The organism is Bradyrhizobium sp. SZCCHNRI20481 (assembly GCF_032485055.1).
Lineage (GTDB): Bacteria > Pseudomonadota > Alphaproteobacteria > Rhizobiales > Xanthobacteraceae > Bradyrhizobium.
Map to the genome: position 1 here is coordinate 80,762 of NZ_JAUEUE010000012.1, position 20,860 is coordinate 101,621.

22 protein-coding genes are annotated in these 20,860 nt (G+C 64.2%); 16 read left to right on the forward strand and 6 right to left on the reverse strand.

Annotated features, from left to right (window positions below; translation table 11 throughout):
• Positions 1-311: 311 nt before the first annotated feature.
• Positions 312-869, forward strand: a complete 558-nt coding sequence (locus tag QX132_RS20345) for a hypothetical protein (protein WP_316162664.1) — start codon at positions 312-314, stop codon at positions 867-869.
• 271 nt (positions 870-1,140) lie between these two features.
• On the opposite strand, the gene QX132_RS20350 is transcribed toward QX132_RS20345, so the two are convergent.
• Positions 1,141-1,419, reverse strand: a complete 279-nt coding sequence (locus tag QX132_RS20350) for a hypothetical protein (protein WP_315812596.1) — start codon at positions 1,417-1,419, stop codon at positions 1,141-1,143.
• Between the two features lie 103 nt (positions 1,420-1,522).
• Positions 1,523-1,813, reverse strand: a complete 291-nt coding sequence (locus tag QX132_RS20355) for a hypothetical protein (RefSeq protein ID WP_315756450.1) — start codon at positions 1,811-1,813, stop codon at positions 1,523-1,525.
• Positions 1,814-1,895: 82 nt separating this feature from the next.
• On the opposite strand from QX132_RS20355, the gene QX132_RS20360 reads away from it, so the two are divergent.
• The gene (locus tag QX132_RS20360) at positions 1,896-2,531 is read left to right on the forward strand and encodes a hypothetical protein (protein ID WP_316162666.1); all 636 of its coding nucleotides are present in this window, start codon (positions 1,896-1,898) and stop codon (positions 2,529-2,531) included.
• Between the two features lie 137 nt (positions 2,532-2,668).
• On the opposite strand, the gene QX132_RS20365 is transcribed toward QX132_RS20360, so the two are convergent.
• The gene (locus tag QX132_RS20365; protein ID WP_315756575.1) at positions 2,669-3,145 is read right to left on the reverse strand and encodes a peptidoglycan-binding domain-containing protein; all 477 of its coding nucleotides are present in this window, start codon (positions 3,143-3,145) and stop codon (positions 2,669-2,671) included.
• Between the two features lie 450 nt (positions 3,146-3,595).
• Here QX132_RS20365 and QX132_RS20370 point away from each other — a divergent pair, with 450 nt between their 5' ends.
• The 8 genes from QX132_RS20370 to QX132_RS20405 all read left to right on the forward strand — a co-directional run bounded on the left by QX132_RS20370 (position 3,596) and on the right by QX132_RS20405 (position 11,964).
• Positions 3,596-3,733, forward strand: a complete 138-nt coding sequence (locus QX132_RS20370; RefSeq protein WP_315739810.1) for a hypothetical protein — start codon at positions 3,596-3,598, stop codon at positions 3,731-3,733.
• Positions 3,734-4,133: 400 nt separating this feature from the next.
• The gene (locus QX132_RS20375) at positions 4,134-5,120 is read left to right on the forward strand and encodes a Bug family tripartite tricarboxylate transporter substrate binding protein (RefSeq protein ID WP_409998124.1); all 987 of its coding nucleotides are present in this window, start codon (positions 4,134-4,136) and stop codon (positions 5,118-5,120) included.
• Positions 5,121-5,129: 9 nt separating this feature from the next.
• Complete coding sequence (locus QX132_RS20380) at positions 5,130-5,624, forward strand: tripartite tricarboxylate transporter TctB family protein (protein ID WP_315739812.1); 495 nt, start codon at positions 5,130-5,132, stop codon at positions 5,622-5,624.
• A gap of 41 nt (positions 5,625-5,665) precedes the next feature.
• Positions 5,666-7,165, forward strand: a complete 1,500-nt coding sequence (locus QX132_RS20385; protein WP_315798384.1) for a tripartite tricarboxylate transporter permease — start codon at positions 5,666-5,668, stop codon at positions 7,163-7,165.
• Positions 7,166-7,374: 209 nt separating this feature from the next.
• Positions 7,375-8,661 carry an oxalate/formate MFS antiporter gene (gene oxlT / locus QX132_RS20390; RefSeq protein WP_315739814.1) on the forward strand — a complete coding sequence of 429 codons (1,287 nt, stop codon included), beginning with the start codon at positions 7,375-7,377 and terminating at the stop codon, positions 8,659-8,661.
• Between the two features lie 242 nt (positions 8,662-8,903).
• Positions 8,904-10,217 (forward strand): oxalate/formate MFS antiporter, encoded by a 1,314-nt coding sequence (gene oxlT, locus QX132_RS20395; protein WP_315739815.1) that lies wholly within the window; start codon positions 8,904-8,906, stop codon positions 10,215-10,217.
• Positions 10,218-10,438: 221 nt separating this feature from the next.
• A complete protein-coding gene (locus tag QX132_RS20400) occupies positions 10,439-10,858 on the forward strand; it encodes a CBS domain-containing protein (RefSeq protein WP_172114347.1) in 420 nt (139 codons plus the stop codon).
• 137 nt (positions 10,859-10,995) lie between these two features.
• Complete coding sequence (locus QX132_RS20405) at positions 10,996-11,964, forward strand: zinc-binding dehydrogenase (protein ID WP_316162669.1); 969 nt, start codon at positions 10,996-10,998, stop codon at positions 11,962-11,964.
• 74 nt (positions 11,965-12,038) lie between these two features.
• Here the strand turns inward: QX132_RS20405 and QX132_RS20410 are convergent, their stop codons facing one another.
• Positions 12,039-12,167: a hypothetical protein gene (locus tag QX132_RS20410; protein ID WP_315739817.1), complete on the reverse strand. Its 129-nt coding sequence runs from the start codon at positions 12,165-12,167 to the stop codon at positions 12,039-12,041.
• Between QX132_RS20410 and QX132_RS20415 the strand changes: the two genes are divergently transcribed.
• Together QX132_RS20415 and QX132_RS20420 are read left to right on the forward strand one after the other, a co-directional pair.
• Positions 12,148-13,461 (forward strand): cation diffusion facilitator family transporter, encoded by a 1,314-nt coding sequence (locus QX132_RS20415; protein WP_315785200.1) that lies wholly within the window; start codon positions 12,148-12,150, stop codon positions 13,459-13,461. The two genes, QX132_RS20410 and QX132_RS20415, sit on opposite strands and share 20 nt — an antisense overlap.
• 207 nt (positions 13,462-13,668) lie before the next feature.
• Positions 13,669-15,993 carry a PAS domain-containing sensor histidine kinase gene (locus QX132_RS20420; RefSeq protein WP_315777582.1) on the forward strand — a complete coding sequence of 775 codons (2,325 nt, stop codon included), beginning with the start codon at positions 13,669-13,671 and terminating at the stop codon, positions 15,991-15,993.
• Positions 15,994-16,235: 242 nt separating this feature from the next.
• Here the strand turns inward: QX132_RS20420 and QX132_RS20425 are convergent, their stop codons facing one another.
• Positions 16,236-16,382, reverse strand: a complete 147-nt coding sequence (locus tag QX132_RS20425) for a hypothetical protein (protein ID WP_315739820.1) — start codon at positions 16,380-16,382, stop codon at positions 16,236-16,238.
• On the opposite strand from QX132_RS20425, the gene QX132_RS20430 reads away from it, so the two are divergent.
• The gene (locus QX132_RS20430; protein ID WP_315777581.1) at positions 16,366-16,878 is read left to right on the forward strand and encodes an isoprenylcysteine carboxyl methyltransferase family protein; all 513 of its coding nucleotides are present in this window, start codon (positions 16,366-16,368) and stop codon (positions 16,876-16,878) included. The two genes, QX132_RS20425 and QX132_RS20430, sit on opposite strands and share 17 nt — an antisense overlap.
• A gap of 255 nt (positions 16,879-17,133) precedes the next feature.
• Positions 17,134-17,475, forward strand: coding sequence for an antibiotic biosynthesis monooxygenase (locus QX132_RS20435; RefSeq protein ID WP_315777644.1), 342 nt, complete (start codon positions 17,134-17,136; stop codon positions 17,473-17,475).
• Positions 17,476-17,675: 200 nt separating this feature from the next.
• Here QX132_RS20435 and QX132_RS20440 read toward each other — a convergent pair whose 3' ends face one another.
• Positions 17,676-18,569: a LysR family transcriptional regulator gene (locus QX132_RS20440; protein ID WP_315739822.1), complete on the reverse strand. Its 894-nt coding sequence runs from the start codon at positions 18,567-18,569 to the stop codon at positions 17,676-17,678.
• A gap of 261 nt (positions 18,570-18,830) precedes the next feature.
• On the opposite strand from QX132_RS20440, the gene QX132_RS20445 reads away from it, so the two are divergent.
• A complete protein-coding gene (locus tag QX132_RS20445; protein ID WP_315739931.1) occupies positions 18,831-19,307 on the forward strand; it encodes a formate dehydrogenase subunit gamma in 477 nt (158 codons plus the stop codon).
• Positions 19,304-20,860 carry an NADH-quinone oxidoreductase subunit NuoF gene (locus tag QX132_RS20450; RefSeq protein ID WP_315739823.1) on the forward strand — a complete coding sequence of 519 codons (1,557 nt, stop codon included), beginning with the start codon at positions 19,304-19,306 and terminating at the stop codon, positions 20,858-20,860. The genes QX132_RS20445 and QX132_RS20450 overlap by 4 nt, the downstream gene beginning before the upstream one ends.

Genomic DNA, 20,860 nt, shown 5'->3' on the forward strand with positions numbered 1-20,860 from the left:
ACACATGCCCAGCGCCGATTGGTCGTCGGTTGCCGTGGTTCGGGTTCAGAAGGGAACGAGATCTTTTGCGAACCTCGCCACGAAGTACCGTGGCAGAAATACGGTGGAACACACGATGACAGTGTATAAAACTCCTTCGGGCCTCGAAGCACATGATCATTCGGCGCGTCGCGCCATCGCCGCCGGGCTGAGTTCAATGCACTGTCACCAAACCTTCGGCGATACTACGGGCTGTTCTCCTAAGCCTGCCCATGTGTGACGGAAAGCTGTCGTTGCTCAGCGAGGTTACAAGTCAAAAGGGATCGCGCCAAATGGCTGGAGCTTTCGGAGACAATGCTGACGAAGCGCGGATCGTGATCGCAAGGGTCGCCCGGCGCCTGATTTTACGCTTCGTCGTTGCCGCGATGACCCCGGCCGTGGGTCACGCCTTTGCGCAGGGCGCATTCCCAGCGCCGCTACCGGGGCAGGCCGCCGCCCCTCCACAGTTCGACAGCGCGCCGGCGACTGCTGGCGGCCCTTCGGACGTCTGCAACGGATTTTTTCCCTTGCGCGAGGAGGCACAGCGGCGCGGGCAGCTGATCAAGGCTGCCGCAGAGCGCCGCGCAACGCCGGAAGACGCCTGTGAACTAATTCGCAGTTTCTCTCAGGCCGAACTCAAGATGATCGAATATGTCGAAGCTCATTCGACCGATTGCAGAATTCGGCCTGACGTCGTGGATATGCTCAAGGCCGGCCACAAGAAAACCGAGACCTTGCAGACGAGAGTCTGCACGATCGCGCAGTCGGGCAGCCTAGGTCAAGGCGACGTCCTGGGGCCGCCCAAAAGAGAACCGGCTGGACCAGTTGGCGATTTCTGGATGTTTCGATAGGCAACCGCACTGCCCCATCAAAGCCTGGCGTGGCGCGAGGGCGGACGGACTCTTCCGTCCAAGTCCGATCACTTCGGACTCTGTGAACCGGGCGGATCAAATCCAGCACGCTTTCGAAACCGCTTCTCGATCATTCGGTGGCGCATCACGCGATGGATGGCTGGGCCGTATTGTTGAGCGCCAAGCGTGTCGCACGTGCTCAGCGCACATACTCCACCAGGGTGTGATCCTCCTCCTCGAGCTCGGCGTCGATGATCTCTGCGATCAGTGTTCAATCACCCTTGGCCAAACCGGCGCCGATCTTCGGATAACCGATTCGGTGCTCGGGATATCTGAGTTTCACTTCCTTCATGACCGCTCTGACGGCAGCGTAATCAACGAGAACGCCGGGCCCGCGCCAGTGGAACTGGGTGACGGTCGCCGCCGATATGGCTCCCACTTTTCGCGGCTGCCCTTCGTCGTCGACAGATCGGCCGCACAGGCCTCGGGAAAGGATTCCTTGATGCGCTTCGCAAGCCCTGCCCCATGGCGCACTGGCAATTGCAACCATGCACGATCACGTCGAAATGCCCGTCCAGCGCGAGTTTCATCAGATCCCCCTTGATGATCTTAATCGAACGCAACTCATACGGTTGCTGTGTTCCGTCGACGCGTCAGGAGCGCTTGAGCTCGGTGAAGTCGGACAGGTCGCTGCAGGACTCCGTTCCGAGAAGAATGCTGCGCATCTCCCCGTCCCGGTAGGCAAAGACGAGATTGTCCCTCACCACGATTCCGAACGCGTTCGCGCGATACAGCGCGACGCACACGGCCGGCATCGTGCCGCCGCGCAGCAGCCCGCCATAGCGCTGGTAGGGCGGCGTGATCTTGGCATCGCGCAGCACGTGGCGATAGCGGTAGAACGCCCGGATCTGCTCGGCCACCAGCGACCGGTAGTTCCTGGGCATCTCGGCCGCAACGGCGGCTGTCTCTCTCGGGTCGGGCCTCTCAGGCGGGAAAAACGCGCGCCGCTCGGCGCTACTACACGCCATGAGCGTCAACGCACAAACGACAATGCCGCTCAGGGACGCCAACCTCTTCCCCGGCCGCCACGTTCGCCCCATGAACGCCCCCTCGATCCCTGCCAGCCCGATAGCGGGCAACTATCACTACACCCCCTCCTTCACAGTCAACGGATTTCTGGAGCAGCAATGGTCGGCTTGGAGATTTGCCGGCATGTGTGTTGACCGCACCGCCGATCTGCTCGATTCTGCTCGCATGGACGAACACGAACGCCTCGCCCGCTTCGGTCTCACGCCGGTGGCGGAGGATCTTCCCGAAATCCGACGTCTCATCCAATCTGCGACGGCCGACACTGATCGAGCCAGCAATGAGCCGTTGCTGCTGTTGTGCATACAGCTGTTCTCGGCCGGCAACGCCAGTGATGCTCTTCTGATCTACGAGGCCAAGATGTCGTCGTTCGACGCAGGATGCTATATCGACATTCAGTTCGTGTGCGGGGCTGGTCTCGAGGCCACTGAAGAATTCCTGCGTTCGAGCAGCGCCCCCGAAGCGGAAAAGCTTCTTGCCAGACTGCATCAGGCCAAGCGCGCCGGTGCTTTTGATGGTTTCACGCCGCAGCAACACCTTGCTTTCTACCGGCGCTACTACGGGCTCGCTTCCTAAGCTGCCGTGCCTGCTTGATCCAAGCCGTGATCAACGAATGGAGGCTGACGCTCCTGCGCAGCCATGCGGCCCGACCGGCCGACCTCGAACAGACAAGCTTGCCTCAGACGCCTTCCGGCTCTTTCGAGGTTGAACGCTTACCTGCCGAATATTCCGCCCACCACGCGATGCATCGCGCCGCCGATCGCGCCGATCGGACCTCCCACATTCCGCTGATGTCGCGCGCGTCCCGTGCTGCGACGGGCCTGGCGGTCGGATTTGGCAGCCTCGGTGGCCGCGTCCATCAGCGCCTTGTGCTGGGCAGCATTGAGGAAGCCGGTCGCGGGGTAGCCGCGCTCCTCCTGCCAATGGGCAAGGGCGGCGCGGGTCGAATCGTCGAACGTCCCGTTGATCTTGGTGCCGAACCCGAGCCGGGTCAGCCCTCGTTGCACGGCGCGACGCTTCGCCTTGGTGAGGCCGATCTGATTCTCGGCCTGCTGATTGGCGTCCTGGGCAGCGATCACGGTATCGGCGGGTGCCGACGCTTCACGAGGTGTGCTACTCAGACCAGCGTGAGCGACCTGCGCGCTTCCGGCGATCGCCAGGATGGACAGTGCCAGGATCAAGGCGCGCATGGCCTTTCCTTCGCCCTCAGGTCTGCTGATGATACGTTTCGAGGAATACAGCGCGACGGACTGAACGATCAACATCCGGCGGCGCCACTCCGCTTCATTGCAGAGTAACTGCGGCCCGGGCAGCACAGTTCCCTCACCTCGGGCCGATTGTTCCGTCGCGTTGCACGCGGGGGGATAGACGCACGGGATGGCAGCTCTCAGCAGTCGCCGAGATACCCCGACTTTGCCGGCTCGGTCCGCCAAGCAGGATCGAGCCGATCCGGTGCCCAGGTTGGGCGGCTCTTTCCATATGAAAATGCCGCCTTCAATAAGGAATCCAAATTGTGGCATTCCTGCTGCAGCGCAAAATCCTCATACCGCTATGCAATATGATCCGTTGTATCTGGCATCTGGTATACGTAAATTCTCCTCAGTCAGAACGTCGTACCGCCCAACTGATGGAGACAAACCATGGCCAAGACCGCCGCCCTCCCCCTCGTTCAGCCCGTGTCCCTGTTCGGCCGCCTGCTGGCGACCCTCGATCGTGTTCTCATGACCAGCGCCCGCGCCGCCAACCGCAACGGCGACCTGCCGTATTTCGGCCTCTGAGGCCGGCGCGCTTCGCGCGCGCAAGCAGCAGCGAAGCCCAATCAAGAGCCCCGGACCTCCGGGGCTTTTGCTTTTGCGACACCCCCGCGGCCTGCGACAAATTGGCCCCGTGAGCATCCCAACCGATCTCCTCAATTGCGGTCGGTCACCTCTTCATACCAAAATCAAATCGGTCGATTTGCTGCGGATGCACGTCTTGCTGCATGACCCAGGCCGCTACTACAACTTTTGGCTGCATGGGCATTGCGAGAGAGTCCAAGGCCGACGACGACCTGAAGCGCGTCACGGTGGAGGATGACACCGGCCGGACTCGACGGGTCAGTGGTTCGATTGGGCATAGCGGCCGGAAGAAGCCGTGCGGTCCGGGAATGAAGGGGAGAAAGCGTCGATGAAGCGTTCCATGCGCGTGGCCGTTGTGGCCGGCGTCGCCCTGATGGTGGGGCATATCCCGGCTCTGGCGGGATGGGAGCCCGTCCGGCCCGTCGAGTTCATCGTTCCGGCCGGAACCGGCGGCGGTGCCGACCAGATGGCTCGGACGATTCAGGGCATCGTCACCAAGCACAATCTGATGAAGCAGCCGCTGGTCGTCATCAACAAGTCCGGCGGTGCCGGTGGCGAAGGCTTCCTCGACGTCAAGGCGTCAGCCGGCAACCCCCACAAGATCATCATCACCCTGTCGAACCTGTTCACGACGCCGCTCGCGACCGGCATTCCGTTCAGCTGGAAGGACCTCACACCGGTCGCCATGCTGGCGCTCGACGAATTCGTGCTCTGGGTCAACGCCGACAAGCCCTACACAACCGCCAAGGACTACATCGACGCGGTCAAGCAAGGCGCGGGCATCCTCAAGATGGGCGGCACCGGCTCGAAGCAGGAAGACCAGATCATCACGGTGGCCATGGAGAAGGCGACCGGCGCCAAGTTCACCTACATCCCCTACAAGGGCGGTGGCGAAGTGGCCGTGCAACTGGTCGGCAACCACATCGACTCCACCGTCAACAATCCCATCGAAGCGGTGGCGCAGTGGCGCGGCGGCAAGGTCAGGCCGCTCTGCGTGTTCGACGACAAGCCGATGGGCTACGGCGAGCAGATCACCGACGGCAAGGCCTGGAAGGACATTCCGACCTGCAAGTCGCAGGGCCTCGACATCGAATACCTGATGCTGCGCGGCATCTTCATGTCGCCGCGGGCCACCAAGGACCAGATCGAATACTACGTCGACCTGTTCAAGAAGGTGCGGGAAACCCCGGAATGGCAGGACTTCATGAAGACCGGCGCCTTCAACACCACCTTCATGACCGGTGCGGACTACGCGAAGTGGGTTGAGACCGAAGAGAAGCGTCACGAGCTCCTGATGAAGGAAGCCGGCTTCCTCGCCTCGAACTGAGCGGCTCGCATGAGAAGCCAGGGAGGATCCGCCGGGCCCAGCCACAAGGCGGTCGAACTCGGCGTCACGCTCGCGATCGCGCTGTTCGGGATCATCGTGATCCTCGGCAGCGTGAAGGCGGGGATCAATTGGGGCGCCGAGGGGCCGCGCGCGGGATTCTTCCCGTTCTACGTCGGCCTGTTCATCATCGCGGCGAGCGCGATGAATGTCCGCAACACGCTGCGCGAGGCTGACGGCAGCGTCTTCGCCGAATGGCGTCAGCTCCGCCAGGTCATGAGCGTGGTGGTGCCGACGGCGATCTATGTCGGCGCCCTGCCCTTCACCGGTCTGTACGTCGCCTCCATGATCTTCATCGCCTGGTTCATGCGTTGGCTTGGCAAATATGGCTGGCTCACGGTGGCGGCGGTCGCGATCGGAATGCCGGTGGTGACCTATCTGATCTTCGAGCGCTGGTTCATGGTCCCACTGCCCAAGGGGCCGGTCGAGGATTGGCTCGGACTCTGACACGAAAACTCATCCGCTGAGGGTTGCAGGACCAAGCTGGCATGGAAGAACTCGCCAATCTGTTTCACGGCTTCGCAGTCGCGCTCCAACCCTTCAACATCATGGTGATGATCCTCGGGATCGTGCTCGGGGTGATCATCGGCGTGCTGCCGGGATTGGGCGGCGCCAACGGCGTCGCGATCCTGCTGCCGCTGACCTTCAGCATGCCGCCGACCTCGGCCATCATCATGCTGTCCTGCATTTATTGGGGCGCCTTGTTCGGCGGCGCCATCACCTCGATCCTGTTCAACATACCCGGCGAACCATGGTCGGTCGCGACCACGTTCGACGGCTACCCGATGGCGCAGCAGGGCAAGGCCGGCGAGGCGCTCACGGCAGCGTTCACCTCGTCCTTCGTCGGCGCGCTGTTCGCGGTCATCATGATCACGCTGATTGCGCCGCTGGTGGCCGGCTTCGCGCTTCAGTTCGGCCCGGCCGAGAAATTCGCCGTCTACTTCCTCGCCTTCTGCAGCTTCGTCGGCCTGAGCAAGGAGCCGCCGTTCAAGACGATCGCGGCGATGATGATCGGCTTCGCGCTCGCGGCCGTCGGCCTGGATTCCATCACCGGCCAGCTCCGGCTCACCTTCGGCATCACCGAGCTGCTCAACGGTTTCGACTTCCTGATCGCCGTGATCGGCCTGTTCGGCATCGGCGAGATCCTGCTGACGATGGAGGAAGGCCTGAGCTTCCGCGGCGGCAATGCCAAGATCAATCTGCGGGTGGTGCTGCACACCTGGAAGGAGATGCCGGCGTATTGGCTGACGTCGCTGCGCTCCTGCGTGATCGGCTGCTGGATGGGCATCACCCCCGCCGGCGCGACACCGGCGTCGTTCATGAGCTACGGCATCGCCAAGCGCCTCTCCAAGCGCGGCAAGAATTTCGGCCATGGCGAGATCGAGGGCGTCGTCGCGCCGGAGACGGCGGCCCATGCGGCGGGCACGGCTGCGCTGCTGCCGATGCTGTCGCTCGGCGTGCCCGGCTCCCCCACGGCGGCGGTGCTGCTCGGCGGCCTCTTGATCTGGGGCCTCCAGCCCGGCCCGATGCTGTTCGTCGAGCAGAAGGAATTCGTCTGGGGTCTGATCGCCTCGATGTATCTCGGCAACCTCGCCGGCCTGCTCGTCGTGCTGACCTGCGTGCCGGTCTTCGCGGCGATCCTGCGCATTCCCTTCAGCATCATCGCCCCGCTCATCCTGGTGCTCTGTGCCATCGGCGCCTATTCGGTGCACAGCAGCACGTTCGACGTCGTGCTGATGCTGGTGTTCGGCGTGCTCGGCTATCTGTTCAAGAAGTGCGGCTATCCGCTCGCGCCGCTGGTGCTCGCCATCGTGCTCGGCGACAAGGCCGAGGAGGCCTTCCGGCAGTCGCTGCTGGGATCCCAGGGATCGCTCGCGATATTCTTCTCCAACGGACTGGTCGGCACCATCATGGCGCTCGGGTTGATCGCGCTGTTCTGGTCGGCGATCCAGCAGGGCTACAACCGGTTGCGGGCCGTCGCCGCATAAACTCGCCCCTACTCCGATAGTTGAGCTACAAATATCCTCTGCTGCGTCGTATTGTCGCTGCAGCGATTTGCCTTGCTTCTACAGGGTTTTTTCGTCGATCGCTGGGCTACCAGCGAGCACGGGGTCGATGAATCCGCTTGTCTATTGGCATATCATATACCAAACTCCGCATAGCTGTTAGGACAAAAATAGACAGCCCTGGAGGAAACATGACGGACTTGGCTCACGCGGGGGCGCCCGCATCTGCAAGAGTAAGCGACGCCTATCGCTGGACGCAGCTCGCGGTTGGCGTCCTGGCGATGGTGATGATCGCCAACTATCAATATGGCTGGACCTTCTTCGTCCCGGATATCGCCAAGACGTTCGGCTGGGATCGCGCCTCGATCCAGTGGGCCTTCACCCTGTTCGTGCTGTTCGAAACCTGGCTCGTGCCGGTCGAGGGCTGGTTCGTCGACAAATACGGCCCGCGCATCGTCGTGCTCGTCGGCGGCGTGCTCTGCGCGATCGGCTGGATGATCAACGCCTACGCCACTTCGCTCAACGGCTACTATCTCGGCATGATCATCGCGGGCATCGGCGCCGGCGGCGTCTACGGCACCTGCGTCGGCAACGCGCTGAAGTGGTTTCCCGATAAGCGCGGCCTCGCGGCAGGCATCACGGCAGCCGGCTTCGGCGCCGGCTCGGCGCTGACAGTCGCGCCGATCCAGGCCATGATCCGCGACTCCGGCTTTCAGACCACCTTCCTGTATTTCGGTCTCGGCCAGGGCATCATCATCGTCATCCTCGCCTTCTTCCTGTTCGCGCCCAAGGAAGGCCAGGTGCCGGCCGTTGCTCAGAACACCAACCTGGTGCAGAGCCGTCGCAACTACAACCCGACCGAAGTGATCCGTCAGCCGATCTTCTGGCTGATGTACTTCATGTTCGTGATCGTCGGCGCCGGCGGCCTGATGGTGACGGCCAACCTCAAGCCGATCGCCGGCGACTGGAAGGTCGACAACATTCCGGTGACGCTGATCGGCATGACCATGACGGCGGTGACTTTCGCAGCCACCATCGACCGCGTGCTGAACGGTCTGACGCGTCCGTTCTTCGGCTGGATCTCCGACAACATCGGCCGCGAGAACACGATGTTCATCGCGTTCGGCATGGAAGGCATCGGCATCTGGGCGCTGTACATGCTGGGCCATGATCCGGTGTGGTTCGTGATCCTCTCCGGCTTCGTGTTCTTCGCCTGGGGTGAGATCTATTCGCTCTTCCCCTCGACCTGCACCGACACGTTCGGCACCAAGTTCGCCACCACCAATGCCGGCCTGCTCTACACCGCCAAGGGCACGGCCGCGCTGCTGGTGCCGATCGCGAACTACATGCAGCAATCGAGCGGCAACTGGGATCGCGTCTTCATCATCGCGGCCGGCGCCAACATCCTGGCATCGATCCTCGCGATCGCGGTGCTCAAGCCCTGGCGGAGGGTCGTGGTGCAGAAATCGACGCTCTGACGCATCCCTTCGCGCTGCAACAAAAAAATAAAAAACGCGTCCAGATTGACGACGCTCGGCATTTTGCCGAGCGTTTTCTTTTGCTTGGCGGACGATTTCGGTCTCGCTGCAAAGCAACATGTCGCACCCTGTGTCGCAGGCCATATTGCGGACTGGAATATATTATACCAGAATGGTTCCGTGCGCAGATGAGGAGCGCGCTTGCAGCGGCATCCTCCAAGAGAGCGCGTTTGGGAGGACACATGGTTTCCAGCACAGAGGCAACACCGCCTGTCCAGGCACAGTCCAGCGGCTTCCGCTGGATCCAGCTCGCAATGGGCATCGTCTGCATGGCGATGATCGCCAACCTGCAATATGGCTGGACGCTGTTCGTCGATCCGATCGACGCGAAGTTTCACTGGGGTCGCACGGCGATCCAGCTCGCCTTCACGATCTTCGTCGTCACCGAAACCTGGCTCGTGCCGGTCGAGGCCTGGTTCGTCGACAAATACGGTCCGCGCGTCGTCATCATGTTCGGCGGCGTCATGATCTCGCTAGCCTGGATGCTGAACTCCTACGCCGACTCGCTCACCCTGCTCTACGCCGGCGCCGTCATCGGCGGCATCGGCGCCGGTGCGGTGTACGGCACCTGCGTCGGCAACGCGTTGAAATGGTTTCCCGACCGCCGCGGCCTCGCCGCTGGCGCCACCGCCGCGGGCTTCGGCGCCGGCGCCGCGCTGACCGTGGTGCCGATCGCCAGCATGATCGCCTCGAGCGGCTATCAGAGCGCCTTCTTCACCTTCGGCATCGGCCAGGGGCTGGTCGTGTTCGTGCTCGCGATCTTCCTGCGGCCGCCGACGGTTGCGGCGCCGACCCGCAAGAAGCAGCTCAATCTGCCGCAGAGCAAGATCGACTACACGCCGCCGCAGGTGCTGCGCACGCCGATCTTCTGGATCATGTATCTGGTGTTTGTCATGGTGGCCTCGGGCGGCCTGATGACGGCCGCCCAGATCGCCCCGATCGCCCACGACTTCAAGATCGCCAACGAGCCGGTGACGCTCGCCGGCTTCCAGATGGCGGCGCTGACGTTTGCGATCTCGCTCGATCGAATCTTCGACGGCTTCGGCCGCCCTGTGTTCGGCTGGATCTCCGACACGATCGGTCGCGAGCACACCATGTTCATTGCCTTCGGCACGGCCGCTTTGATGCTGCTGACGCTGTCGAGCTACGGGCACAACCCGATCGTGTTCGTGCTCGCGACCGCCGTCTATTTCGGCGTGTTCGGCGAAATCTACAGCCTGTTTCCGGCGACCTCGGGCGATACGTTCGGCAGCAAATACGCCGCGACCAACAACGGCATGCTCTACACCGCGAAGGGCACCGCCTCGCTGCTGGTCCCGCTCGCGAGCCTCGTCTCCGCAAAATATGGCTGGCAGGCCGTGTTCGTGATCGGCGTCGGGCTGAACGCGACGGCCGCATTGATGGCGCTGTTCGTGATCAAGCCGCTGCGCCGCGCCTTCATCCTCGGCAAGGAGCCGGTTACCGAGCCGGTGACGCAGGACGCCCGGATGGCGTGACGCCACTGTTTCTTCCCGCGACTTCAGGAGGCGCACCACGGTGCGCCTCCTTTTTTTGCGCCGGGGCAGGACGCTGGCGCGTCATATCCGGCAGCTCCGGCAGTGTCGCTGACGTGGTTTTTCGGTGGCCGAGCGCACGAAAAGCCGTCAAACCCGATTGACTTCTGGCATAACGTATACCAGACTTCCCTCCGTTCACTATCAACAAACGGGAGGGTGCCATGAAAGTCGGAGACATCCTGCGCAACAAGACGGCGCGCGTGATCACGGTGCGAATGAACGAGACCGTCGGCGTCGCGGCGCAGCTGATGCGCGCCAGCAATGTCAGCGCCCTCGTCGTCAAGGACGTAGTCCGCACCGAAGGCAACACCGCGGCCGGCATGTTCACCGAACGCGACGTCGTACGCGCCATCGCCGAGCATGGCGCCGCCGGCGTCAACCTGAAGGTCTCGCAGTTGATCTCGCCGCAGCGGCTGATCTCCTGCAGCACCGAGGATACGCTCGAGCACGTGCGGCACCTGATGAACGTGCACCACATCCGCCACCTCCCCGTCATCGTCGACTTCGCGCTCGCCGGCGTCATCAGCATGCGCGACGTCTCCAGCGCCTTCGACGAAGCGGAAGCTCCGGTCGCCGCCTGACGCGTCCAGCCCGGTCAGCGGAACCGGTTCATGACTGAGAGAGTCTTGTCGGAGCAGCGCGCCGCCTGTTAGGCGGTGCGCAGAGAGGAGCGGCACAGTAAGGTCGCCGCTCATGCCGACCCGACAGGATCCTCGCGATGAAAGCCTATGTGTATGGCGCCCAGGGCGCCGCGATCACCGATATCGCCAAGCCCGCACCGAAGGGCACGCAGGTCCTGGTGCGCGTGCGCGCCTGCGGCCTCAATCGCGCCGACCTCGGCATGACAAAGGGGCATGTGCATGGCGTCGCCGGCGGCGTCGGCACGGTGCTCGGCATGGAATGGGCCGGCGAGGTCGCCGAGCTCGGTCCCGACGCCAGGGGCGTCAAGATCGGTGACAAGGTGATGGGCTCGGGCAGCGCGGCGTTCGCCGAATACACCCTTGCCGACCATGGCCGCCTGTTCCACGCGCCGTCGAACATGAACTTCGACGAGGCCGCCACGCTCCCGATCGCGCTGACCACGATGCACAACGCCGTCGTCAGCAACGGCGCTTTGAAGCCGGGCCAGCGCGTGCTGGTGCAGGGCGCGAGCTCCGGCGTCGGCCTGATGGCGATGCAGATCGCAAAGCTCAAGGGCGCCTCGCTGGTGGTGGGCTCCTCGACCGATGCGATGCGCCGCCAACGGCTCAACGAGTTCGGCGCCGATCTCGCCATCGACTCCAGCGATCCCGCCTGGGTCGATCAGGTGCTACAGGCGACCAACGGCGAGGGCGTCGATCTGATCATCGACCAGGTGTCGGGCAAGGTCGCCAATCAGAACCTTGCCGCGACCAAGGTCCTCGGCCGCATCGTCAATGTCGGCCGGCTCGGCGGCACCCATGCCGACTTCAACTTCGACCTGCACGCGGCGCGCCGCATCACCTATGTCGGCGTCACCTTCCGCACCCGTTCGATCGAGGAGGTCCGTACGATCTTCGACGAAGTGAAAAAGGACATCTGGAGTGCGGTCGAGCAGCGCACGCTGCGGCTGCCGATCGACCGCGTCTTCGCCTTCGACGACATTGGCGCGGCGTTCGCGCACATGGAGGCGAACAAGCATCTCGGCAAGATCGTGGTGACCTTGTGAACGCAAGCTTCTGAGATTTAGAAGCACTCGAAACAGCGCGCGGTCCACGCCCATGGACCGCGCGATCCTGGCTTTCATGGTGCGGCCTCGGCTGCTACATCCGCCGCCATGAGAGACGCCGCCTCCCATATCGATTCCGGGAAAACCCGTGTCGCCGCGATCTCGATCGCGGCGAGCGCCAGCATGGCCGCGGCGAAGTTCATCGTCGGCATCCTGATCGGCAGTCTCGCGCTCGTCTCCGAGGCACTGCACAGCGCCGTCGACGTCGTCGCCACCGTGATCACCTGGATGGTGGTTCGGGTATCGGACCGTCCGGCCGACGACGAGCATCACTACGGCCACGGCAAGCTGGAGAGCCTGTCGGCGCTGGGCGTCATCGCCCTGCTCTACGTGCTGGCCGGCGGCGTGCTGGTGGAATCCGTCAGCCGGCTGCGCGAGGCGGCGGCGCCGCCGTCGCTGTCGGCGATTCCGTTCGTGGTGCTGCTGGTCGACATCGCCGTCAACTTCTGGCGCGCCCGCGCGCTGCACCGGGCCGCGCACGAGACCCACAGCCAGGCGCTCGCCGCCGACGCGCTGCATTTCGCCTCCGACGTGCTCGGCTCGATCGCCGTCATCGCCGGCCTCGTCCTCACCGCGCTCGGCTTCTGGTGGGGCGATTCCGCCGCCGCGGTCGCGGTCGCCCTGATGATCTCCGTGCTCGGCCTGCGGCTGGCGCGCTCCACCGTAGAAACACTGCTCGACCGCGCGCCAGAGGGTGCGGCCGAGAAGGCGCGCGCCGCGATCCGTTCGATCAATGGCGTCGTCGATGTCGAGCGGCTACGGGTCCGGCTCGTCGGCGCGACGCATTTCGTCGACGCCACGGTGCAGGTGCCGCGCACCTACCCGATCGACCGCGTGCACGAGATCAAGCGCGATGCGCAGGCCGCAGTCGATGCCAGCCTTTCCGGCGCCGACGTCACCTTCACGACGGTGCCGGTCGCGCTCAGCAACGAGAGCGTCCGCGAGCGCATCATGGTGATCGCGCGCAATTCCGGCCTCGCGATCCATCACGTCACCGTCCATGACGTCGGTGGCCGCCTGATCGTCGCGATCGACCTCGAGGTCGACGGCGACATGAGCCTGTTCGGAGCGCATGCCATCGCGCACGAGCTGGAGCGCAGCATCCGCGCCGAATTCGGCGCCGACGTCGAGGTCGACACCCATATCGAGCCGCTCGAGCCCGAGCTGCCATTCGGCGTCGATGCGCCGGCGCAGCGGATCGGCGAGATCGCCGAGGCCCTGCAGCGCCTCGCCGCCGAGACCGACATGTACGACGTGCACAATGTCCGCGTCCGCAACACCGAGGCCGGCGAGATCGTCAACTTCCACTGCCGCGCCGCACCGTCGATGAGCGTGCTGAAGGTGCACGACAATGTCGACCACATCGAGCGCGGGGTGCGTCGCGCCTTCCCGAGCGTCAAGCGCGTCATCAGTCACGCCGAGCCGCCGCACGGCTGAAGCATGAACGTCATGCTGCGTTCCCGCTTCGGACTCACTCTGCCGGCTTTTCGCCATGGCAATTCCGCATTGGATAAGATTTATTAGCTTTTGCCAAATCGTTGACTCTCGACAGCCCGACAAATCTGGATTCAAATCAACTTGATTCGGAAGCGGCTGGGGCTCTTTCGAAATTCGGGTATCCAAGAAGTTTCGGGGGTCTTCAGCATGGCGCGTGCGCATGCCGCGAACGCGTGCGTCCAATCTTCTGATTCCATCAAAGGGTTGGCGCAATCGATCGCGAAACCGGCCTATCAAAGGCTGCTGACTGCTGAGCCGGTATTGCGTCGTGCTGTCCCTACTTTGATCATCGCCTTTCTCGTCACCATCTGTCTCGGCGCCTTCGTCCAGGTGCTCGACCAGAGCCGTCAGAAGCGCGGCGCGACCAAGCGCGACCTGGCCGCGATCTCCGACCTGCTCGCCGACCGCATCGGTCATCTGGCGACGCGCCCGGATCGCATCGCCCACATCGAGCATCTGCAGAGCCTGCTGCCCGACCTGATCCCCGCCTGGGGAGCGGCGGCCGGACGCCACGTGATCGTCACCGGCGCCGACCACCGCATCCTGGCCCGGGTTCCGGTCGACGCAGCGCTCGGCGAGAACGACCGCATCCTCGATCTGATCTCGACCGCGCAGCTCTTGGCCACGCCCGGCCTGCAGGGCGCGGTCACCGAGATCACCTTGCCGAACGGCCGTCCGGCCTTCGCGGTGTCACAGTTGATCAAGGCGCTGCCCGGCCGCGTCGTCGTGATCCAGGAGAAGCTCGAGCCGATCTGGGGCTCGGACGCCGCGCTCTCGGTGACCTTGTCGGCGACGACGGGCTTTGTCGTTCTGATCCTGGGCTTCGCCTTCCACTGGCAGTCGACCCGCGCCCGCGAAGGCGACCTGATCAACGACGCGGTGCGTGGCCGCATCGACACCGCGCTCAACCGCGGCCGCTGCGGGCTGTGGGACTGGGACCTGTCGCGCGGGCGCATCTTCTGGTCGAACTCGATGTTCGCGATGCTCGGCCTCGAAAATCGCACCGACCTCCTCACCTTCGGCGAGGTCAACGCGCTGGTGAACTCGGACGACATCGACCTGTTCGCGATCGCCGACCAGCTCGTCGCCGGCGGCATCCACCAGATCGACCAGAGCTTCCGGATGCGCCACACCGAGGGCCACTGGATCTGGCTCCGGGTCCGTTGCGAGCTCAGCCAGGGCACCTCCGACTCCGGCCTGCACCTGATCGGCATCGCGGTCGACGTCACCGAACAGAAGAGCCTGGTCGAGAAGACCGTCGAGGCCGACCTCCGCCTGCGGGACGCGATCGAGACGATCTCGGAAGCCTTCGTGCTGTGGGACGCCAACAACCGGCTCGTGCTGTGCAACTCGCATTTCCAGAAGCTGCACAAGCTGCCGGACTCCGCCGTGATCCCCGGCACCTCCTACGAGACCGTCATCGAGGTCGGCAAGATGCCGGAGATCCGCACCCGGCTGCACGACCACAGCCAGCAGGCGCCGGGCGGGCGCACCTTCGAGGCCCAGCTCGACGACGGCAGTTGGCTGCACATCTCCGAGCGCCGCACCAAGGACGGCGGCTACGTCTCGGTCGGCACCGACATCACCCGCATCAAGGAGCACGAGCAGAAGCTCGTCGACAACGACCTGCGGCTGCGCGCCACCGTGATCGACCTGCAGCGCTCGCAGAGCGCGCTGGAGCGCCAGGCGATCGAGCTCGCCGACCTCGCCGAGAAGTACTCGCAGGAAAAGACCCGCGCCGAGGAAGCCAACCAGACCAAGTCGAAATTCCTCGCCAACATGAGCCACGAGCTGCGCACGCCGCTCAACGCCATCATCGGCTTCTCCGAGATCATGGGCAGCGGCATGTTCGGCTCGCTCGGCTCAGAGAAGTATCAGGAGTACTGCCACGACATCCTGACCTCTGGTCAGTATCTGCTCGAAGTGATCAACGACATCCTCGACATGTCGAAGATCGAGGCCGGCCGCATGAAGCTCGACATGGAGCCGCTGGACCTCGCCAAGACGCTGGCCGAATCCCTGCGCGTCGTCTCCGGCCGCGCCCAGGACAAGAGCCTCGTGCTCGACGCCGACATCGGAGGCAGCATCCCCGTCGTCGCCGACCGCCGCGCCACCAAGCAGATCATGGTCAACCTGCTGTCCAACGCGGTGAAGTTCACCCCCGAAGGCGGCCGGGTCACGATGCGCAGCCGCGTGTTCGAGGACAAGGTCGTGCTCATCATCGCCGACACCGGCATCGGCATCCCCGCCCAGTCGCTGGCGCGGCTTGGCCGACCGTTCGAGCAGGTCGAGAGCCAGATGACCAAGACCTATCACGGCTCCGGCCTGGGGCTCGCGATCGCCCGCTCGCTGGCCCAGCTGCACGGCGGCTCGATGCGGCTGCGCTCGCGGCTGGAGTTCGGCACCGTGGTCCGCGTCACCCTGCCCCGCGACGCCCATAAGGCAACAGCGAGCATCTCCGTCGCGGCATGAGTTGCGTGCGTGGTGCCGTAGGGTGGGCAAAGGCGCGCCCGCGAGACGCGCGTTGAGCTGTGCTCTCTCGCGCGCCGTGCCCACCGATGTTCGCGACGCAGACGGTGGGCACGCGCCGCCCTGCGGGCGGCTCTTTGCCCACCCTACGCCAGCTACAAAAACGTCGTCGTGCACGGCTGCATCGACAAAGACCGCTGTCGTCCCAGCAACCTCTCGCGGTACATGACGCCCAAGGTCTGCAATCAGCTGCCCTTTTCGCCGCGTGCGCTGACATCGGCCTCGCACTTAGTAAGCAACATTAGCAGAATGTGGTATTGACGCACCTGCGCATCGGCAACTAAGGCAATCGCTCCGAAATCTGGAGTGCCGAGCGTGATCATCGCCTTCATTGTCGCCGCCTTTGCCTATCGTTTCGCCATGCTCGCCGTCTCGATCCGCAACGAGAAGCGGCTGCGCGCCAACGGCGCGACCGAATACGGAGAATCGGTTTCGCGCTGGCTTGCGATCGCCCATGTCGCCTTCTACCTCGCCGCGACGACCGAGGGCCTTGTCCGCGACGCCCCGGTCGACGCCGTCAGCATCACGGGGTTCGTGATCTATCTGTTCGGTGCGGTGATGCTGTTCGTGGTGTCACGGCTGCTCGGCCGGTTTTGGACCGTCAAGCTGATGATCGCGCGGGATCATGCGCTGGTGACGCATCCGCTGTTCCGGATGGTCCGCCATCCCAACTACTTCCTCAACATCCTGCCCGAGCTGATCGGCTACGCCCTGACGCTGCACGCCTATGTCACGCTCGTGGTCGGCATGACCATCTATGCCGTGCCGCTCGTCTTGCGCATCCGGCAGGAGGAGAAAGTGATGCGGGAGAGGTTTGCGGGCTATTAGTCCTGCCACGCCACGATCACCCTCAATTCGGGGGGCGTCAATGGGAGGGCGCGAAGCGGCCTCGCCGACGATGGAAGCTGGAATCTCCATATGGTTCGGGACGGCGGATTTCGGGTTCAAGGCCTATAGGTCTTGCCCCGGAATGATGGTGGCTGTCTGACACATCGGTCGCAGAAAGCGCAATTTTGACCAAGTGCACTGCCACCGGCCTGTGCGAGTTCTCGGGTGAACATCGTCACGACGGAGGACGATCAGATGCTGAAGCGTATATGGCGCGGCTGGACCAGGGCGGCGGATGCCGACGCCTATGAGGAGCTGCTGAGGTCGACAATCTTTCCGGCCATTGTGGATCAGGCAATCGAAGGATTTCTAGGCATCGAGCTGCTGCGCAGACCGCTGGAGGCCGAGGTCGAATTCGTGACGATCATGACCTTCGTCGATCAGGCGGCGGTGGTTCGATTTGCGGGTCCAGCGCATGACACGGCGGTGGTGCCGCCCGCGGCGCGGAAGCTGCTCAGCCGCTATGACAGCCATGCCGCGCATTATGAGCTGAAGACCACGCGCCACGCGCAAGGTCAGGGTTCCCCAACCGCATGAGAGCCCGAAGTCTGCCGATGACGCCAGCGAGGTCGGTGACGACGCCGACCGTCGCCACGGCAGCAACCTGATTGCCTCGTTGCGCTCGCAATGACGAGAGGAGACAATTTGCGCCGTCATGGCGAGCGCAATCCAGGCCATTGTTCACCGCCGGTGGTGAGACACGGCGTCAGCGGCAACTCAGCTGCCGGACATGCGCCTCACGCCTGCAGGCTCGGTGCGACCTCGCGCGCGACCTGCACCAGGGCTGCGATCAGCGGCGTCATCGGGTCACGCTGCGGGATGACGAGACCGATCTGGTAGTTGATTACGGGATCGATGATCGGGATCGAGCGCACCTTGTCGGCGAGGCCGAGCGTCTCGGCAAGCTTGGCCGGCATGACACTGGCCCAGCGGCCGGTCTTCACATGGGTGTAGAGCACGAGCAGCGAGTTCGAGGTGAGCGTTGGCGTGACGTCGTTACCGGCGGCGCGCAGCGCGCGGTCGATGATGCGGCGGTTCTGCATGTCCGGCGTCAGCAGGCACAGCGGCACCTGCCCGACCTCCTGCCAAGTCACCTGCTCGCGATCGCCGAACATCGCGTCGGGCGCGGTCAGCAGGCGGTAGCTTTCGTTGTAGAGCGGGATGGTGCGGACACGGCCGATCGGCTCGTTCTCGATGTAGGTCAGGCCGGCATCGACCTCGAGATTCTCCAAGAGGCCGAGCACGTCGGCCGACGTGCACGACATGATGCGGAACCGGACCTCCGGATGCTTGGCGCGGAACGGCGTCGTCAGCGAGGCCACCATGCCGAGCACGGTCGGCACCGCCGCGATGCGGATCTCGCCCGACAGCTTGTCCTTGAGGCCGTTGATCTCCTGGCGCATCGCCCGGAAGTCGCCGACGATCCGGCGCGCCCAATCCAGCGTTCGCTCGCCTTCGGGCGTGAACCCCTGGAACCGCGATCCCCGCTGCACCAGCATGACGCCGAGGATCTCCTCCAGCTGCTTGATGCTGGTCGACATGGTCGGCTGGGTGACACCGCACGCCTCCGCCGCCCGGCCAAAATGACGCTCCTTGGCCAACGCCAGCAGCAGTTCGAGCTTGTCGATCAAGAGGTCGGCCTTCCAGCGGTTGAACGGCCCGGTTCCGCACGTTTTCGGCGTTGCCAGCCATGGTGAAACCCTATCACGACGAGGGGGGCGCCGACATGGTAAAACACGCCGCAGCCCTGTCGCGCGAACGCCTGTTTTTCGTCAACTTCTAGCTATCTCTCGATTGCGTTTCGCTATCGCAGCACGGGACTGCTTTATTGATATCTCGAGCAATTCCAATTTGGATGTGCGAAACGCTTGCAACGCAGAATCGGGATCAGGATGACGCCGGTGTACGAAAGTTGGGACGCGGCGCGCGGCGCCGAGATCATCGCCGAACATAGCAGCATGGAGGGCGCAACCTTGCCCATCCTCCATGCGTTGCAGGAGACGTTCGGCTACGTGCCGGAGGATGCCATTCCGATGATCGCGTCCGCCCTGAACCTGTCGCGCGCCGAGGTTTACGGCGTGTTCACGTTCTACCATGATTTCCGCGCCAAGAAGGCCGGTCGTCACGTGCTGAAGCTGTGCCGCGCCGAAGCCTGCCAGGCCGCCGGCGGTGATGCGCTCGCGGCGCGCGCCGAGGCCAAGCTCGGCGTCGCCCTCGGCAACACCACGGCTGACGAGCGCGTCACGCTCGAGCCGATCTACTGTCTCGGCCTGTGCGCAACCGCGCCGTCGGCCATGCTCGATGGACGCCTGGTCGGCCGGCTCGACGAAGCCCGGATCGATGCTCTCGTCTCGGAGGCCCAGCGATGAGCGTGCGTCTTTTTGTCCCGTGTGATGCCGGCGCGCTCGCTGTCGGCGCCGATGAGGTCGCGCAGGCGCTGCACAAGGCGGCGCTGGAGCGCAATGTCGACATCGAAATCGTCCGCAACGGCTCGCGTGGGTTGTACTGGCTGGAGCCGCTGGTCGAACTGGAGACGGCGCAGGGCCGCTTCGGCTTCGGTCCGGTGACAGCCGACGACGTGCCGTCGCTGCTCGACGCCATCATCGCCGACAAGTCGCACAAGCTCTCGCTCGGCCTGACCGAGGAGATCCCGTGGCTGAAGCGGCAGACCCGCCTCACCTTCGCCCGCTGCGGCATCGTCGATCCGCTGTCACTCGAGGACTATCGCGCCCATGGCGGCTACAAGGGCCTGACGCGCGCGCTGACGCTGTCGCCGGATGCGGTCATTGCCGAGGTCACGACGTCGGGCCTGCGCGGCCGCGGCGGCGCCGGCTTCCCGACCGGCATCAAGTGGAAGACGGTGGCGCAGACGGCGGCCGACCGCAAATACGTCATCTGCAATGCCGACGAGGGCGACAGCGGCACCTTCGCCGACCGTATGCTGATGGAAGGCGATCCCTTCGTGCTGATCGAAGGCATGACCATCTGCGGCATCGCGGTGGGCGCCACCAAGGGCTACATCTACACGCGCTCCGAATATCCGCACGCGATCGCCACCATGACCAAGGCGATCGACATCGCCCGGAAGGCCGGCCTGCTCGGCGACAAGATCGCCGGCTCCAACCACACCTTTGATCTCGAGGTGCGCACCGGCGCCGGCGCCTATGTTTGCGGCGAAGAGACCGCGCTGATGGAAAGCCTCGAAGGCAAGCGCGGACTGGTTCGCGCCAAGCCGCCGCTGCCCGCCCATCATGGGCTGTTCGGCAAGCCGACCGTGGTCAACAACCTGCTATCGTTCGCCGCGATCCCCTTCATCCTCAATGAAGGCGCCAAGGCCTATGCCGATTTCGGCATGGGGCGCTCGCGCGGCACGATGCCGATCCAGATCGCCGGCAACGTCAAGTTCGGCGGGCTGTTCGAGACCGCGTTCGGCATCACGCTGGGCGAACTCGTCGACGACGTCGGCGGCGGCACCCTCACTGGCCGCCCTGTCCGCGCGGTGCAGGTCGGCGGGCCGCTCGGCGCCTACTTCCCGCGTGCGCTGTTCGACACGCCGTTCGACTACGAGGCGTTCGCGGCCAAGGACGGCCTGATCGGCCATGGCGGCATCGTCGTGTTCGACGACACCGTCGACATGTCGAAGCAGGCACGCTTCGCGATGGAGTTCTGCGCCATCGAATCCTGCGGCAAGTGCACGCCGTGCCGCATCGGCTCGACCCGCGGCGCCGAGACCATCGACAAGATCCGCCGCGGCGAGCGCGTCGCCGAGAATATCGCTCTGGTCGAGGACCTCTGCGGCACTATGAAGCTCGGCTCGCTGTGCGCACTTGGCGGCTTCACGCCCTACCCTGTGCTATCAGCGCTCAGGCACTTCCGCGAAGATTTCGGACCCCAGCAGCCGCGCCTGCAGGCCGCGGAATAG

Coding starts and splice junctions, on each gene's coding strand:
- oxlT (WP_315739814.1), top strand. CDS start 7,375: ATGACGGACTTGGCTCACGCGGGGGCGCCCGCATCTGCAAGAGTAAGC.
- QX132_RS20435 (WP_315777644.1), top strand. CDS start 17,134: ATGCTGAAGCGTATATGGCGCGGCTGGACCAGGGCGGCGGATGCCGAC.
- QX132_RS20405 (WP_316162669.1), top strand. CDS start 10,996: ATGAAAGCCTATGTGTATGGCGCCCAGGGCGCCGCGATCACCGATATC.
- QX132_RS20360 (WP_316162666.1), top strand. CDS start 1,896: ATGAGCGTCAACGCACAAACGACAATGCCGCTCAGGGACGCCAACCTC.
- QX132_RS20350 (WP_315812596.1), bottom strand. CDS start 1,419: ATGGTTGCAATTGCCAGTGCGCCATGGGGCAGGGCTTGCGAAGCGCAT.
- QX132_RS20410 (WP_315739817.1), bottom strand. CDS start 12,167: ATGAACTTCGCCGCGGCCATGCTGGCGCTCGCCGCGATCGAGATCGCG.
- QX132_RS20375 (WP_409998124.1), top strand. CDS start 4,134: ATGCGCGTGGCCGTTGTGGCCGGCGTCGCCCTGATGGTGGGGCATATC.
- QX132_RS20400 (WP_172114347.1), top strand. CDS start 10,439: ATGAAAGTCGGAGACATCCTGCGCAACAAGACGGCGCGCGTGATCACG.
- QX132_RS20355 (WP_315756450.1), bottom strand. CDS start 1,813: ATGCCCAGGAACTACCGGTCGCTGGTGGCCGAGCAGATCCGGGCGTTC.
- QX132_RS20450 (WP_315739823.1), top strand. CDS start 19,304: ATGAGCGTGCGTCTTTTTGTCCCGTGTGATGCCGGCGCGCTCGCTGTC.
- QX132_RS20370 (WP_315739810.1), top strand. CDS start 3,596: ATGGCCAAGACCGCCGCCCTCCCCCTCGTTCAGCCCGTGTCCCTGTTC.
- QX132_RS20425 (WP_315739820.1), bottom strand. CDS start 16,382: ATGAAGGCGATGATCACGCTCGGCACTCCAGATTTCGGAGCGATTGCC.
- oxlT (WP_315739815.1), top strand. CDS start 8,904: ATGGTTTCCAGCACAGAGGCAACACCGCCTGTCCAGGCACAGTCCAGC.
- QX132_RS20445 (WP_315739931.1), top strand. CDS start 18,831: ATGACGCCGGTGTACGAAAGTTGGGACGCGGCGCGCGGCGCCGAGATC.
- QX132_RS20380 (WP_315739812.1), top strand. CDS start 5,130: ATGAGAAGCCAGGGAGGATCCGCCGGGCCCAGCCACAAGGCGGTCGAA.
- QX132_RS20385 (WP_315798384.1), top strand. CDS start 5,666: ATGGAAGAACTCGCCAATCTGTTTCACGGCTTCGCAGTCGCGCTCCAA.
- QX132_RS20415 (WP_315785200.1), top strand. CDS start 12,148: ATGGCCGCGGCGAAGTTCATCGTCGGCATCCTGATCGGCAGTCTCGCG.
- QX132_RS20345 (WP_316162664.1), top strand. CDS start 312: ATGGCTGGAGCTTTCGGAGACAATGCTGACGAAGCGCGGATCGTGATC.
- QX132_RS20420 (WP_315777582.1), top strand. CDS start 13,669: ATGGCGCGTGCGCATGCCGCGAACGCGTGCGTCCAATCTTCTGATTCC.
- QX132_RS20365 (WP_315756575.1), bottom strand. CDS start 3,145: ATGCGCGCCTTGATCCTGGCACTGTCCATCCTGGCGATCGCCGGAAGC.